The sequence below is a fragment of the Sphingomonas arabinosi genome (assembly GCF_036663715.1).
Classification (GTDB): Bacteria; Pseudomonadota; Alphaproteobacteria; order Sphingomonadales; family Sphingomonadaceae; genus Sphingomonas.
The window spans coordinates 466,679-480,599 of sequence record NZ_JAXOJN010000003.1; the positions used below are offsets into that span (position 1 = coordinate 466,679).

General features: G+C 59.9%; 14 protein-coding genes. 7 read left to right on the forward strand and 7 right to left on the reverse strand.

Annotated elements, in window-relative coordinates:
• The first annotated feature begins 508 nt into the window (after nt 1–508).
• The 4 genes from U1708_RS07730 (at nt 509) to U1708_RS07745 (ending at nt 4,032) form a co-directional block, all read left to right on the forward strand.
• Nucleotides 509–643, forward strand: coding sequence for a hypothetical protein (locus tag U1708_RS07730; protein ID WP_332744353.1), 135 nt, complete (start codon nt 509–511; stop codon nt 641–643).
• Between the two features lie 68 nt (nt 644–711).
• Nucleotides 712–1,845, forward strand: coding sequence for a lysophospholipid acyltransferase family protein (locus tag U1708_RS07735; protein ID WP_332744355.1), 1,134 nt, complete (start codon nt 712–714; stop codon nt 1,843–1,845).
• 70 nt (nt 1,846–1,915) lie between these two features.
• The gene (locus tag U1708_RS07740) at nt 1,916–2,689 is read left to right on the forward strand and encodes a hypothetical protein (protein WP_332744357.1); all 774 of its coding nucleotides are present in this window, start codon (nt 1,916–1,918) and stop codon (nt 2,687–2,689) included.
• A gap of 641 nt (nt 2,690–3,330) precedes the next feature.
• Nucleotides 3,331–4,032 (forward strand): hypothetical protein, encoded by a 702-nt coding sequence (locus U1708_RS07745; protein ID WP_332744359.1) that lies wholly within the window; start codon nt 3,331–3,333, stop codon nt 4,030–4,032.
• Nucleotides 4,033–4,473: 441 nt separating this feature from the next.
• Here the strand turns inward: U1708_RS07745 and U1708_RS07750 are convergent, their stop codons facing one another.
• Together U1708_RS07750 and U1708_RS07755 are read right to left on the reverse strand one after the other, a co-directional pair.
• Entirely contained in the window at nt 4,474–5,919 is a 1,446-nt protein-coding gene (locus U1708_RS07750) for an asparagine synthetase B family protein (RefSeq protein ID WP_332744361.1), read from the reverse strand.
• 69 nt (nt 5,920–5,988) lie between these two features.
• On the reverse strand, nt 5,989–6,144 hold the full coding sequence (locus U1708_RS07755; protein ID WP_332744363.1) for a hypothetical protein: 156 nt from the start codon (nt 6,142–6,144) through the stop codon (nt 5,989–5,991).
• A gap of 56 nt (nt 6,145–6,200) precedes the next feature.
• Here U1708_RS07755 and U1708_RS07760 point away from each other — a divergent pair, with 56 nt between their 5' ends.
• On the forward strand, nt 6,201–7,250 hold the full coding sequence (locus tag U1708_RS07760; protein ID WP_332744365.1) for a hypothetical protein: 1,050 nt from the start codon (nt 6,201–6,203) through the stop codon (nt 7,248–7,250).
• Between the two features lie 138 nt (nt 7,251–7,388).
• On the opposite strand, the gene U1708_RS07765 is transcribed toward U1708_RS07760, so the two are convergent.
• From U1708_RS07765 to U1708_RS07785, 5 genes are all read right to left on the reverse strand, one after another.
• Nucleotides 7,389–7,841, reverse strand: coding sequence for a hypothetical protein (locus tag U1708_RS07765; protein ID WP_332744367.1), 453 nt, complete (start codon nt 7,839–7,841; stop codon nt 7,389–7,391).
• Complete coding sequence (locus U1708_RS07770; RefSeq protein ID WP_332744369.1) at nt 7,838–8,191, reverse strand: JAB domain-containing protein; 354 nt, start codon at nt 8,189–8,191, stop codon at nt 7,838–7,840. Before U1708_RS07770 ends, U1708_RS07765 begins: the two co-directional genes overlap by 4 nt.
• 221 nt (nt 8,192–8,412) lie before the next feature.
• Nucleotides 8,413–8,850: a hypothetical protein gene (locus U1708_RS07775; protein ID WP_332744371.1), complete on the reverse strand. Its 438-nt coding sequence runs from the start codon at nt 8,848–8,850 to the stop codon at nt 8,413–8,415.
• A 39-nt stretch (nt 8,851–8,889) separates the two neighbouring features.
• Nucleotides 8,890–9,243: a hypothetical protein gene (locus U1708_RS07780; protein ID WP_332744373.1), complete on the reverse strand. Its 354-nt coding sequence runs from the start codon at nt 9,241–9,243 to the stop codon at nt 8,890–8,892.
• 38 nt (nt 9,244–9,281) lie between these two features.
• Entirely contained in the window at nt 9,282–9,812 is a 531-nt protein-coding gene (locus U1708_RS07785) for a response regulator transcription factor (protein WP_332744375.1), read from the reverse strand.
• Between the two features lie 599 nt (nt 9,813–10,411).
• Here U1708_RS07785 and U1708_RS07790 point away from each other — a divergent pair.
• Complete coding sequence (locus tag U1708_RS07790) at nt 10,412–11,638, forward strand: beta-barrel domain-containing protein (RefSeq protein WP_332744377.1); 1,227 nt, start codon at nt 10,412–10,414, stop codon at nt 11,636–11,638.
• Nucleotides 11,638–13,752, forward strand: coding sequence for a peptidase domain-containing ABC transporter (locus U1708_RS07795; RefSeq protein WP_332744379.1), 2,115 nt, complete (start codon nt 11,638–11,640; stop codon nt 13,750–13,752). Before U1708_RS07790 ends, U1708_RS07795 begins: the two co-directional genes overlap by 1 nt.
• Nucleotides 13,753–13,921: the final 169 nt, after the last annotated feature.

Genomic DNA, 13,921 nt, shown 5'->3' on the forward strand with positions numbered 1-13,921 from the left:
AACGAGTCGTGGCCTTGCGACGGGCGACCGCACGCCGATGATGGTACGTTCAGATCTCATTGCGGAAATTCCGACTCACGATAATTGCAAGGAACCGCCTATGTTCTTCGGACGAATCTCGCTTCATCCTAAATAGCCGTTGGTCAAACTTTAATCGAACGGCCACCCCTCACGTTTGACAGTCATACGCAGCAGTCATCGTACGATACCTAAATCAAGATTCTACAAATATATCCTCCCAGCCGACTGTGTCCACTCCGGATGATACTCAATGCATCGGATCCCGTTCTATTTGCTTCCAAAGACGCCCCGACAACTTGACTCGCGGAGCCCGTCAGACTGAAATCAGACGTCGCTGGTTCAATTAAGCCGGCGACGACGCCGGTCGGACGCTTCGCACGTCCGCACCACAACAGGGACGTCGCGCATCAAACGCCACGGGTGTCGGGCACTGATACCCGGTAGCGGTGGCTCTGATGCGAGACTTTAGAACGAAAGAGTCGTGAAAATGGTCGACAACGAAATCACTGGTCTCGAAATCGAATCCTTCGAAAACGAGATGGCATCCGCCATCAGCGTCGAAGAGGTCGAGTCCGCCCATGCAGCGATCGCGACCTGCGACAAGGGTATCTGCCCCTTCTGAACGCTCGTCTGGTCCAGGGCGGATACGTCCGCCTTGGGCCATTCCCGTTTCGTCGAGGAGCCAGCGAAATGTCCGAACCGACGCACGATACAATCGACCGACTCAGGCATCGCCTGAAGTCCGGGCTAGACACCGGTCATGACGTCCATACTCGCGAAGTGCTCCTTTCGAACATCTACGGAATGCGACCGCAGCTGTCGCGGCAGGAGATGAACGAAAGCGCCCTCCAGTCCTATTTCCGTCAATGCCAATCGATAATCGAGGCAAACAACTTCCTCGACCTGCTGCCTTCCATATCCTGCATCGGGAATACGGGTCATCTGACAAATGGCTCTCCCGCGATATACGTGTCGTTCCACTACGCGAGCTACCGGCTGCTGCTCATATACCTTGCGAGTCTGCGAATTCCGTTGACGGCGCTGATGTACGATGGCCTCGACCCGGATAGACGCGACGGAATCACTGACAACGTTGCACGGATGTTCGATGTCATGGGCTACGACAAATCGCTGTTCAAGATCATGGATACGTCCTCGGCAGCCATGCTGTTCTCGCTGAGCTCCGATCTGAAGCAGGGCCGTTCGGTCTTCATCTATGTCGATGGAAATCAGAGCGTCGGCGGTTGGAGCTCCACCAACCGGAACTCGATGAGGATTCCGTTCTTGGGACACGATCTTCATGCCCGATACGGGGCTTCCGCGATCTCATGGCTCACCAAGGTGCCGCTGGTGCCCGTAATCGCCCATCGGCGAGGTGCACAGGAGGAGGAGAACGTCTTTCAGTTCTTCGACGACATCCGTCCGAACGGCGGCGACAAGCAAGCCTTCTTCGAAGAGGCGACCGTCAGGCAGTGGCGGAACTTCGAACCGTTCGTGGAGCGTGACCTTACCAATTGGGAAGCTCTGAAGTACTCCCACAAGTTCATGGAGTACAATCCGGTCGTCGCTCCGGGCACCGCGCCTCGCGTCTCCGGTCCGGCGAACGCGATGAAGTTCAACCACGAACGATACGGCGTATTCCACGCCGGGGAGTTCGACAGCAGGCCATGCCTGTTCGATCGGAAGTCGCGAACGGTGGCCTTTCCCGGCGAGCGGCTGTTCGGAGTGATTTCCGGCATCGTCGAACGCGGTGCCGATATGGCAAATCTACCTGCGCCATTGCGGCAATGGCTCTGCGAGCGGAGCCTGATCGTTGCCGACTGATTTCGAACGAGGCGATCGATCGGGGCTAGGTCATCCGAAAAGGCGGAACGGGGCAGGTCTCGTCGACGACATGGCTTTCGGCGACGACAAGATCATGGTCGTCGTGGAACGTCGCCGCTTCGTCGTTTCGGGTCTCACGGGCAACGACGTGGACGCTTTGAAGCAAGCCTACCGTACTCGCCGTTTGAACCATTCGGCCTTGCTTGCGAACATCGTTCGGGAAGTCCCACCGAAAGGATCGGAAAGGGCGCAAGCCGACGGTTCGCGCCGATGGATCCTGATCCATTCCCTCCACCTCCATAAACCCGTAAGGATTCTGTCCAGAATGATGGACTGGCGGTACGGCCTACCGATCATTGCACTGGTCGTGTCGTGGGCGGCTTCTCAACCTGAGCGCACTCTCCATGGCATCGTCGCCTCGCTGAGCCTGCTCGCCCATCCGTCGCTCTCGACCTATCCGACCGTCGTCTCGTTCGTGACGCTGCTGGCGTTCGCGCATGAGCTGGCGCATCTTGCGGCGTGTTACAGGTTCTCGGGTATCGTAGGAAGCATCTGCTTCTTCCTCGACGAACGCTCGGGCGGGCTTAGTGCGGACATCTCCGCGATGACCCGCCTCCCCCCCGCTGAGGTGGGCCTTGTCTACATCGCGGGACCGGTCGTTCAAGCACTCCTGTCGATGACCCTTCTAGCGACGGCCGTTCCGCCCCTCAGGATCGCAGGCATGGCGTCGCTGGCGTTGTGCTTAATCAACCTCGTTCCCCTGCGGGGAACCGATGGCTTCCACGCTCTTGCAGCCCTCCGCCGGATGAAGACGCGTGGGAAACTAGGTCTGGGGCCGATTTGATGGACATCTCGACGCAAGGCTGGTCCTTTGGGGCCCCGTGGTTCGCCCTTATGCTTGCGTTGGCCGGTTCCCCACAATCGGATGACAAGCGATCCACTGCCGCTCTCGAGCGATACCGGAACATGACGACGACGACCGCGGAGTGCGCACCTTCGAAGGATGAAGAGATAACGATCTGCGCCCGACGCCCTAGCGAGTACCGGCTCGACAGGACGATTGACTCCCGATCCTTCACCAATTCGAAGGACGACGTTCGTTCGGAGCGCGCGGATCTCCTCAAGGACCAATCGAAGTCGGGATGCGGGATGGCAGCGACGTTGTCAGGGTGCGGCTCCGCTGGCGTCACCGTGAGGGTCGGGATGTGAGGCGTACCCTATCGTACACGGCGTATATGCCTATCTTCGTGCTTATCCCATGTCGTAGGGACCGGGACGCTGACGGAACGCCGGAAGATGATGGCTTTGGCGGATATGACCGGATCACCTTCGTGAGAATTCCCTGCGCCGACGGACTTGGCCAGATACGAGCCTCGTCATTCGAGATCGTCGCACGCGTCCATCGCTTGCTGACAGACCGCACCGCCAAGTTCCAAGGCTCAAGACAAAGGTACGATGATGCACCACTTCCGCCCGGACAAACTCATGAGACTGCTACTGCCTGCCGCCACCATGCTGCTGGTTCAGACGCCGGCGCTGTCACAGGACGCCACGCCGGTCTCCGCTGCGGACGAGATCGTTGTTACGGGTTCACGTGAGGGAACCCTCGACCTCAAGAGACTGCTGAATGCCGTGTCCGTCTTCAAGGCGGATCGCGCCACGTTCGCACCCGAGAGCGTTCTCAAATTTCAACTTCGTCCGGAATCCGGCTATCCGGTGAAGGGGATGAAGCTTGCACTGCGCATCGACGACGATCGTTCGGTGACGGTCGACATCGACGAGGACGGCCGCTTCGCGTTGCCCGATCAGATTTCCGATCGTTGGGAGCTCGTGCACAACCTCGGCAAGCGGGCAGTGTCTGTTCGCCCCCTCGTGCTTTCTCCTGGTTCGACCGAGTTCGACCGGCCGCTAGGTGACCTTCGGCTCCAGTGCCGGGTGAGTTGGGAGATTCGCAAGAAGGCGTACTCGTTCGTCTCGCGCGCAGGTTTCGGCGCCCTCGGTGGTTGCTCAAGCACGCGCTTCGCGTTCGTCACGACGACGCCCCGACCGATCACTGCTGCGCGCGCCGTGACCAGCGGCCAAGTCCTCGACCTGCCGGTTGCGGCGAACCGCGCGGGATACCAGGCTCCACTCGGTGACAAGCGCCTTCCGAACAGCACCCGCATTCGAGCTACGCCCTCGACGTAGGGGGTCGAACATTTGCTCGCCTGAGAGCGAGCCAGGATACAAAACTAGGCTTCCGTTGCGCCGAACAGCGGGAATGCGCGCAGGGCGAAGACCGATCCGCTCCCACCAAGCGGGAAGCGAGACTATTCGAAACCGACCGGCGCGACCGCTGTAGGATGCTAGAGATGACCGAACGCCCTGCCCGGTTGCTTATCGTTGCAGGGCCTCGTTCGGATCTCCGCGGCGACGACAGCGCGTCTCTGCGTCAGGGCCTCAGGTGGATGATGTCTGCCGGAATCCGATCGCCGGGACCTGGACGGCTACACTTCATAGGATGACGCCGACACGGGATGACGCCAACTGCGTGCCGATGCCCCCTTCGGGGAGCATATCGATGGAGGATCGATCTGCGACCACGTTGCGACATAGGCTGCCCCCCTACCCCGCTCGGGCTTCACCAAGTCAACGGACGTACCGTCGCAGAACCATTTCCAGCTTTATCGTGTAGTACATCTTGCCTACCAGTTTGATCGGCACTCCCAATTCGGTTTTCGCGTGCGTCTTGGCCAACAGACGGGAGACGTCGAGGACACCGAAATCACCAAGAATCGAAGTGTCGAGGAACTGGTCGAAGTCGCACTCGATCGCTTCGAGCATGAGAACATTCGCGAAAGTTTCGTGATAGCGAGGATTCATATACCCATCGCTCAAGCCTGCACGCGCAATCGCGAAACGGTTGAAAAGCCTATTTTGGCGGATGGTGGCGGGCATCGCCCGGCAAAGGTTGACCACACTGGGATGAGTGAGGGGATTCACCGGCCAAATTCCGCGCCTCATGAACATGTCGGCCCTGCTCATCGAACCTACGATCGACGAGCGGCTTGCGTGTCCCGGCAACTCCCATTCATGGCGCCAGAAGGTGAAGTCCTTCGCCAGTTCATCACCGCCGATGCCGCTCATGACCAGATCCACGCCCTGCAGTTCATGTGTCTGCAGCGTGTCCATGAGGCACATGCGATAGACATCGTCGTTGGGAGTCACCTGGCACTCGTCCATTCGAAGTGACTGGACCGGTAGGGTGGAAGAGGACGACCCTGTGTAATCGATGAGCCCGAGCATCTCGATCAGTTCTTCACGCCGCATGCGTTGCTGACGGCCGACCGCTCCGGGGTGAATGACACCGTAGCTTTCGAGACCGGTGCGGACGAACGACGCGGCGAGGGCGACGCAGGTCGAATCCATGCCGCCGCTGAACTCCAGCAGCGGCCGCTTTGACCTGCTCAGCAAGGGTTGGAGCACGGCGGCGACGGCGTCCAGGAAAGCATCCGTGGCGCGAGCGCGGTCGCTGAACGTCGACGGCAGCACGACGGCGATATTCTCGCAGATCGAGAATTTCAGACCTTCGGAATTGAAGACCATGCTTTCGCCAGGCCAGAGAGCGAACACGCCTTGTATGATCTGCTCACGGGTCTGGCCCTTGCCGTGCTTCAGGATCAGGCGGCAGATTTCGACGTTTGGCTGTGGATTCTCCAGCAGAGCCACGGCTTCCTCGAATTTCCAGGAAATGCAGATACGCGACTTGTTGGCCGACACGTACAGAGGCGATGTACCGCCGGCCGTGCGTGAAACGGTCACGCGTGGCTCCAGCCTCCCCCCGGTGGCATTTACGCGGATCCCGTCGAAATCCACGAAGGACGTCGTCTTCCGAGCACGGTCATCGTACTCCTCCACCGCACCGAACGGATCAGCGGCCTCGCCTACCCAAATCTCGACACCATCGGTAAGCGGCATCAGTGTATCGGTGATCAGATGGTGTTTGAAGACGTCGAGGGAGGTCGCGTCTTGCACGGACTGACAGTGGCGGCCGTCGAGCCGCAGATCGTTCAGGCAGGCTCTAAACGTAAGCATGATTTATCCCGTGTTTGAGGAGCGTCCTCATCGAACGCTCCTCCCGTTTCACCCGTCGAAAACAGGTTTTTAACGGAACCCTTCGATATCGATCAGGGTGCTGCTGGGCTTACCAACCTCTCGGGCCTGATAGACGCCGCCCGTGACATGGGCGATCTGTTCGCTGGTAAGCGTGCGAACCGGAGTTCTGAACAAGGGCGACGGGGACTTCTTCGCTTTTTCCATGGAGACTCTCCTTCGGGTAGTCATTTACCCATAGGAAGGCTCGACGAAACAGCCCCATGCCACAATACCACCCGACTGATTTTTTAGCACGGGAATGGGTGTTTTTGAACGTTGCGGCGTGGGATTTAACATCTAGATCAGACTTTGCCGCAGTAGAGACCTCGGATTGCTACTTTGAAGGAGCGGTTCCTCGTCGCCTCGACCTGTTGCGATCGCGGTTGAATATTGCCGAGAAACGTCTTCGAACCGATATTGGTTGGGTTAAGCCTGCCTGCCAGGAGGGTATTTTGTCCACGTTCAAGCCAACGTCTTCGTCGCGAGACGTTCTCCAAGCGATCTTCGCCGCTTTGTTCGTCTGCGCCGCAGCGCCGGCGGCCACCCCGGAGTACCCGTTCGACGGGCGATGGAGGATGGATACGACCTCGCTCAAGGGCAACATCAAGCCGACGACGTTTCAGTTGATCGATGGGGGGTTCAAGCGAGACGATAATGATATCGTGACGGCGGATGGTCAGTTTCATCACGTGTCCGGAAGCGGATACGTCGACGAGCAGTCGATATCCGTCAAAAGCGACCACGTCGTGAAGGAGGTCGACAAGGTGCGCAGCAAGATGGCGTACACCGTCGAGTATGTCGTCTCACCCGACGGAAACACTCTGACGTGGCATGTGGCCAGCTACACGAGTCCCAGCGGCAAGGCCGTCACCAGCGAGACGGTGCAGCGCCGGATCGGTCCCGCGACGAAGGGTGCTCATCTACTTACCGGGCGATGGGAACGCGTCAGCGTGACGGCTGACTCAAAGAATGACTGGATACTCAAATTGGACGGCAACCGGTTCAGCTGGCGAACGGAGGTCGGGACCGGCTACGACGCCGTCATCGGAGGGAAATCGGTCAGGATCGACGGGGATAATTCCGGTGCTCGGGCGTTGATCACGCGGCCGCGACCCGACACGATCGTAGAGACCGATCTGACGGCCCAGGGCGAGCGCGTAGCCGTGCTGTCCATGCAGATGATGCCCGATAGGAACACGATCCGCGGTACGGCAAGGACCCTGCGGAAGAAGACGTCGACGACATTCTATGTGCGCAGATTGACGAAATAGTATAGCCGATCATCAGATGAGGGAACCGGTTGCATTGCACGTACGTCCCCAACATCGCGTCAGTCCCATGCCAGGTCTGTCGAAAACGCTTAGTTTTCGATCTGAAATTCCACTCTCGCATTCACGGAACTGGCTACTTCAGATTCCCTCCGACAGATATGCCTGCATGTTCGATAGTCCCGCCTCCGTAAGCTCGAGATAGTGGCGCCTTCCGTCTCGCGGATCCTTGGTTCGTCTGATCAGGCCGGCCTTCTCCAATAGCCCGACGTAGCGAAGTGCCGTCGATTGAGGCGTCGACGAGGCGATGCACGCGCTGCTCACGCTGACCGGCCTGGCCTTGCCAAGCGCTATGAATAGATCCAGCAGGATGTCCCACGACGGTTCGCCGAACAGTTCGCTTGTTCCCGCCATCCTGGCGTCGCGTCGTCTTCGCTCCTTGTAAAGACATTCAGCCCGCTCGATGAGGTTCGCGCTGATTGAATGCGACGCCACACGGTACGTCTCCCTTCCCTTTTTCGATCTTCTGGACGTCGCCCCTCCCAACTTCCGGGCAGAAACGGGACTGGACTGCTCGACGTTGGTTCCGGTCATGCGAGAAGTCCCGCCCGATGAAAGCTGTATATCTTCTCGGCGCCCACTATGAGATGATCGATGACGACTATGTCATGTCGCCCCGCCTCAGCGGAGATCCTCAGTGTGAGCTCGATGTCCTGCCGACTCGGGGTCGGGTCGCCACTGGGATGGTTGTGGACGAGAATCAACGACGCCGAGCCGAGTTCCGATGCTCGATCAAGCATCGGACTGACGGCCATGGCAACTCGGGTTCCAGTGCCTTCCCCGATCTGCTCGTCGCGTATCAGCCGATTGCCCGCATCGAGATGGAGAATCCTGATCCGCTCGGTGCCGGCGAAGCTGAGGTTGAAGCGCAGATAGTCCGCCACCTGCGGCAGGCAGGACAGAAGGGGTCGATCGGCGATCCGCGACCGAAGAACATGCATGGCCGCGGCGTTGAAGCTGGAGATGGCCCGCGCCGCCGCCCCCCGTCCCCGGACGACCCGTCTGATGCTGCCCGGCGAAGCCGCAAGAACGGCACCGAGGGATCCGAACTCCGCGAGGAGTTGGTCCGCCCGTCCGAACGGATCACCCTCTCCGCCTGCAGCGACTATCCAAGCGAGATGCCGTCGCGCCTCTCTTTCCGAAGCCGGCATCGCAGGACGCCGACGGCGAGAATGCTCACCATCGGCCAGCCCGCCCAAGTCGCCATCAGTTGGTAGCCGTACCGCCAAAGGGACGGATTCACGGCTTTGCCCACGTGAGAGAGGAAGGTGAGTAGTTGCAGGGCTGTCACGCATAAGGGCCACCAACGGTCCGCGCGGACGGTGATCCACACCAGTCCGGCCAGAAGACAGGCATCGATAAGAAACACCCCGATCTCGACGTCCTTGTACCTCAACGCGATGGCGGAGCGAACGACCGGCGTTGCGACGGCCGCCGCCACGAACATCGCGGCCACCGCCTTTTCCGGTTCTTCGCCCCACTTGAAGCTGGCGAAGGACACGATCGACAAGGAGGACCAGAAGAGGATGAAATAGATCGACATCGGAAGCGCGGACCCCGTTTGAAGTCCGCGCTGTTCGCATCACGCTGCTTCGGAGACAACCCGCATGGGGGATCTTGCACCGACGAACGGGCTGTTCGGGACTGACTCCTTGTCGGGACCGAAGCCGACCAATCCTAGATTTCGGGCGAGTTCGTCCAGGAGCGGATGCGCCGCGACGATGGCATGGCGAGCGTCGAAGGCGCTGCTCGAGGAACGGGCCATCAGCGAGAAGATCTCCGATCCCACCGCAGGAGGAAGGTGAGCTTTCCCACGGGCCTCCACCAGGGTTGCGGCGCAGCGCGCGATCGTCGCGGCGCTATGTTCGGCGGCGGTTTCGGCCTCACGGAATGCTTCGTAGACTTCGCGTGCTACTTCCAGACGGGTTTTAGGCATTCGATCTGCTCCCGGCCGTCGGGACGCGCCCTCCGGCTTCAGTGTTTCGGTGGATCGAGAACGTCGGCGAGGCGCTGGAAAGACTCCGACAGCGGAAACGCTAGAATGATGAGTGCGACCAGCAGGATCCCCAGCCCGGTCGTGATCAGCATCCGCGTCGTCGCAGAAAGAGAGTTCCTTTGCTTCTCCTCCCGAAAAACTGGAAAACCCGACGATGAACGGTCGTAGTCGAAGACCGCACGCTTCTCGTGAAACGCATCATCGTCCGGCCCTTGCTCCTCGGGTCGTTTCGATGCCCCGTTCGTGGTCGGCTCCGGCGATGAATACCCTCCCCCCGGAAGGGTGATACCCCATTCAGGGGTATCTGTTTCGTGCTCGGCGAGGGCTCGGGCCAAGGCGAAGCTCTGCCGCACCCCCGTCTTCTCCCGTGCGTTGCGAAGGTGGGTCTTGACGGTCTCCGGACTGAGGTTGAGCTGCCGTGCGATCGTCTTCTGGTCGCGTTCGCGCAACAGGACCCGCAGTACGTTCCGTTCGCTTCGAGTAAGCGAATCAAGGAGTTGCGTCTCCATTACGTTCTCCGTTGAGCCACCAGACACATGGACGGCTTGCCGGAAACGGTCCGGCAATACCAGCCTGAGCACCATTTCGGTTTAATCGTCAAAGGAAGCGAACGATCCCCCTCTCAGACGAATGTGATACCGCCGCCGTCGACTTTCGACGGCATTCCCTTCATCTAGTTCGAGAAAGGATGCGATCAGCGCGAGTGCAGTAAGCGATACCTGATCGCATTCTCGGCACTGCGGATCGGTCGGGATCCGACGTTTCTTATGTCAGCGCACCAGCAGCGTGGGCTAGACGCTACTGCGGGAGGTCGGGGACAGACGTGGCGGATTCTGGATACAGCAACACGGCATGCATAGACGAATCGCCTTGGCGACCGGCAGCTTTCTTACATGCATGACGTCCTCAGCACGCCCTGCCAGACTGTCTTTCCGTTCCCCGCAGCCACGTCACACGGAACCTTCGTGACGCGCCAAATCGGTGATCGCTCTGCAGAGAGGTCGGCGATCGCCGATTCGCAACTCCGCAACCACACTTCAGAAAGCCTCGTTGGCGATTTCCGCAGCGTCCCGTTATCATTCTCACTCCGAATCCAGATGGAAGATTGATGAGCCTGTTTCGTGACGAGGTGCTCAGGCAGCGCACTGAAAGCCTTCACGGAGTGATAAGTCTGGCAGTCCCGATGAGTTGGCGGCTGATTTCGATTTCTCTCGCCGCCATAATCGTCGTCGGCGTGATCTTCCTTGCAACCGCGAGCTACTCCCGCACGGAGATCGCATCGGGATCCGTTCTTCCGACAGGGGGCATAGTGCAGGTCATCCCTTCGAGAGCGGGGCTGGTCGAGAGCATCGCGGTACAGGAGGGGCGCTTCGTTCGAAGGGGTGCGCCGCTCGCGTGGATCCGCGCCGACGAAGCGGACCGCTCGGGCGCGGCGAAGCAGGTCGCCATCCTGTCGGCAATCGAGCGGCAGCAACGTGGACTCGAGGATCAGCAGGAATCAAGCCGCGTCGCGTCGGTTTCCGAACAGGGTGAGTACGCCGCGCAGATCGCCGGCTTGCAGGCGGAGATCCGCAGCGTTGGGGCACAGATCGCGGTCGAACAGAGGCTGGTCGACATGGCCCAGTCGGACTTGACGCAGGCGTCTCAGATTGCCAGCCGTGGCTTCATAAGCCGACGCGACCTCGCGGTGCGGGAGGAGACGCTGCTCTCCCGCCAGCAGCAGCTTTCGGTGCTTCAGCAGACTCGAGCGGCCAAGCTCTCCAGCGTGATGCAGGCGGAAAGGGCACGCAGTCAGGCGGCAGCCAAGGCTTCGGGAGCGAGTGCGGTCCTAGCCACGTCGCGCGCCCAGATCGAACGCGAACGGGCTACCAGTCATGGAGAGGAGGGTTACCTCCTCGTCGCACCGACGCAAGGTCGTGTGGCTGCTCTGAACATCCACGTCGGCGACGCCGTGAACACGCAGGATGCGACGATGGTGATCGTACCGTCGAACGGCCGACTCGTCGCACGCATTTACGTTCCGGGGAAGGCAGCGGGGTTCATCCGGACGAAGCAGTCCGTCCGACTGGCACTTGATGCATATCCTTACGAACGGTTTGGAACCGTGGATGGCACGATATCCGTACTTTCCTCAGCACCGGTCATGAGAACGGACAAGGACGGTGTCTCGTCTCCCTTCTACATTGCGACCGCGACGATCACTCGTCCGTTCGTCAAGGCATACGGCAAGAGGCAGACCCTGCTTCCAGGCATGACGTTCACGGCGAGGATCGTCGTGGAGAAACGTTCATTGCTGCAATGGCTTTTCGACCCGCTGTTCGCGGCGATGCGCTGATGACCGAACAACTCGATCTCGGCTTGTTCTCTCGAGTCCAGGTTCGACACATCCGCCAAGCCGAATTCGCAGAATGCGGGTTGGCGTGTTTGGCGATGATTGCAGGCTACCACGGGCTGAAGGTGGACATGGGGGTGATGCGCCGGAGCTTCGTCCCGTCGACCCGTGGCGCTACGCTACGATCGTTGATGGCGATCGCCGACCGTCTGGCCATGTCGTCCAGGGCGGTGAAGGTCGATCTCGACGAACTCGGTTCACTGAGCCTGCCGGCCATCCTTCACTGGGACATGAACCATTTCGTCGTGATCGAAAAGGTTTCCGGGCGAAGGGCTCTCATTCTCGATCCTGCCAATCGAAGTAGGTGGATGCACCTCAACGAGGTCTCGAAGCACTTCACCGGTGTGGCCCTGGAGATTGAGCCGACGAACAATTTCGAGGCAGGCGAATTACGCCAACGTCTTCGACTGTCGAACCTATGGACGCGCATCAGGGGCGTCAAACGCGCCATCTCGCAGACGATCATACTCTCATTGATCATTCAGTTTTTCGCCCTCACCTCTCCGTATTATCTGCAGCTGGCGGTGGACAGCGCCCTGCCGGAGCTCAACATAGGCTTTCTCGGTGCCCTTGCGCTCGGCTTCGGACTTTTCGCCGTCCTGAACGGCGTCGCTTCACTTCTGAGAGCGTCCGTTCTCCTCTCCGTGGGATCCTCGTTCGGTTACGGTCTGTCGTCGAACGTCGCGCGCAAACTCTTCCGCCTGCCAGTCGACTGGTTCAGCAGACGTCAGGTCGGAGATATCCTGTCTAGGTTCCAGTCCGTCCTCCCGATAAGAAAGATGCTAGCCGAAGACGCTCCTGCGACCCTCGTCGACGGCGCACTCGCCTTCCTGACCCTCGTGCTGATGTTCGTCTACTCTGCCACCCTCTCTTTGTGCGCGATCACGGCGTTGGTGATCTACGCCATCATCAGGATATCGCTGTTCCGTGCACAGCGCAGCGCCCAGGAGGAGGTCATCGTGGCGGGTGGACGCGAACAGTCGGTTCTGATCGAATCGCTACACGGCATACGAGCGCTCCGACTGGCGGGGCGGGAGACGCTGCGCCATGCTCTTTGGCAGGCGCGCATGACCGATGCGGTGAACGGCAACATCAGGTCCCAGCGGCTGACCAACTGGCAGATCACGCTTCAGACCACGCTCTTCGCCATCGAGAACGTATTGAGCGTATGGCTCGCCGTGGGGATGGTCATCAAGGGTGGTTTCAGCCTTGGAATGGTCTTCGCGTTTCTGGCGTACAAGACCCAGTTCCTAGTGGCGGCCGCCTCCCTCGTGGAGAAGGCGTCCGAGTTCAAGATGCTCGGACTTCACCTGGACCGTCTGTCGGACATTGCGCTGGCAGACGAGGACATCGGCTTCCGGTCCTCTCACGACGCCGGCCTTTTACTGAAGGGGAACATCGAACTCCGCGACATCTGCTATCGTTACGGAGGTGACGATCCCCTCGTTCTCCAGGGGGTGAACCTGATCGTCGCGGCGGGCGAGTCGGTTGCGATCACGGGCCCATCTGGCGGCGGTAAATCCACGCTTCTGCAGATACTACTGGGCCTGGCCGAACCGACGAGTGGCGAGGTCCTGGTTGATGGTCTTCCTCTGCGACTCTTCGGACACCGGTCCTACCATGCCCAAGTGGCGGCGGTCCTGCAGGACGACACTCTGTTCGGCGGCTCGTTGGGCGAAAACATCTCGTTGTTCGACGAGCATTCCGATCTTTCACGTATCCGCGAATGCGCGCGAGCGGCTGCGATTGACGAGGACATCATTGCCATGGCGATGGGCTACGAAACGCTGGTGGGAGAGATGGGTTCTGCCCTTTCGGGCGGCCAGAGGCAGCGTGTGCTGCTCGCTCGAGCGCTCTATCGCGCGCCGAAGATACTGATCATGGACGAAGGAACCTCCCACTTGGACGATGTCCGGGAACGCGAGGTCAATCGGGCGATCGCATCGATGGGCATCACTCGCATCATCGTCGCCCATCGCAAGGAGACGATTGCAAGCGCCGAACGCGTCTACCATCTGGATAAAGGTGTACTAGTGGAACGAGCCCCAAGCATCTGAACGCATCTTGTACAGATCTCGTGTGATGTCTCGTCGACTCAGAACACGTCGATCCCAAGCGCGATGCATTGCAAGAGAGCGCCCTCAGACCTTTTAGTGTCGAAAGGACACCGTACCACGCTGCTTCGTCGACGGCTCAGCGCCGCGGCACGCTGGTAGACGCCGTGCA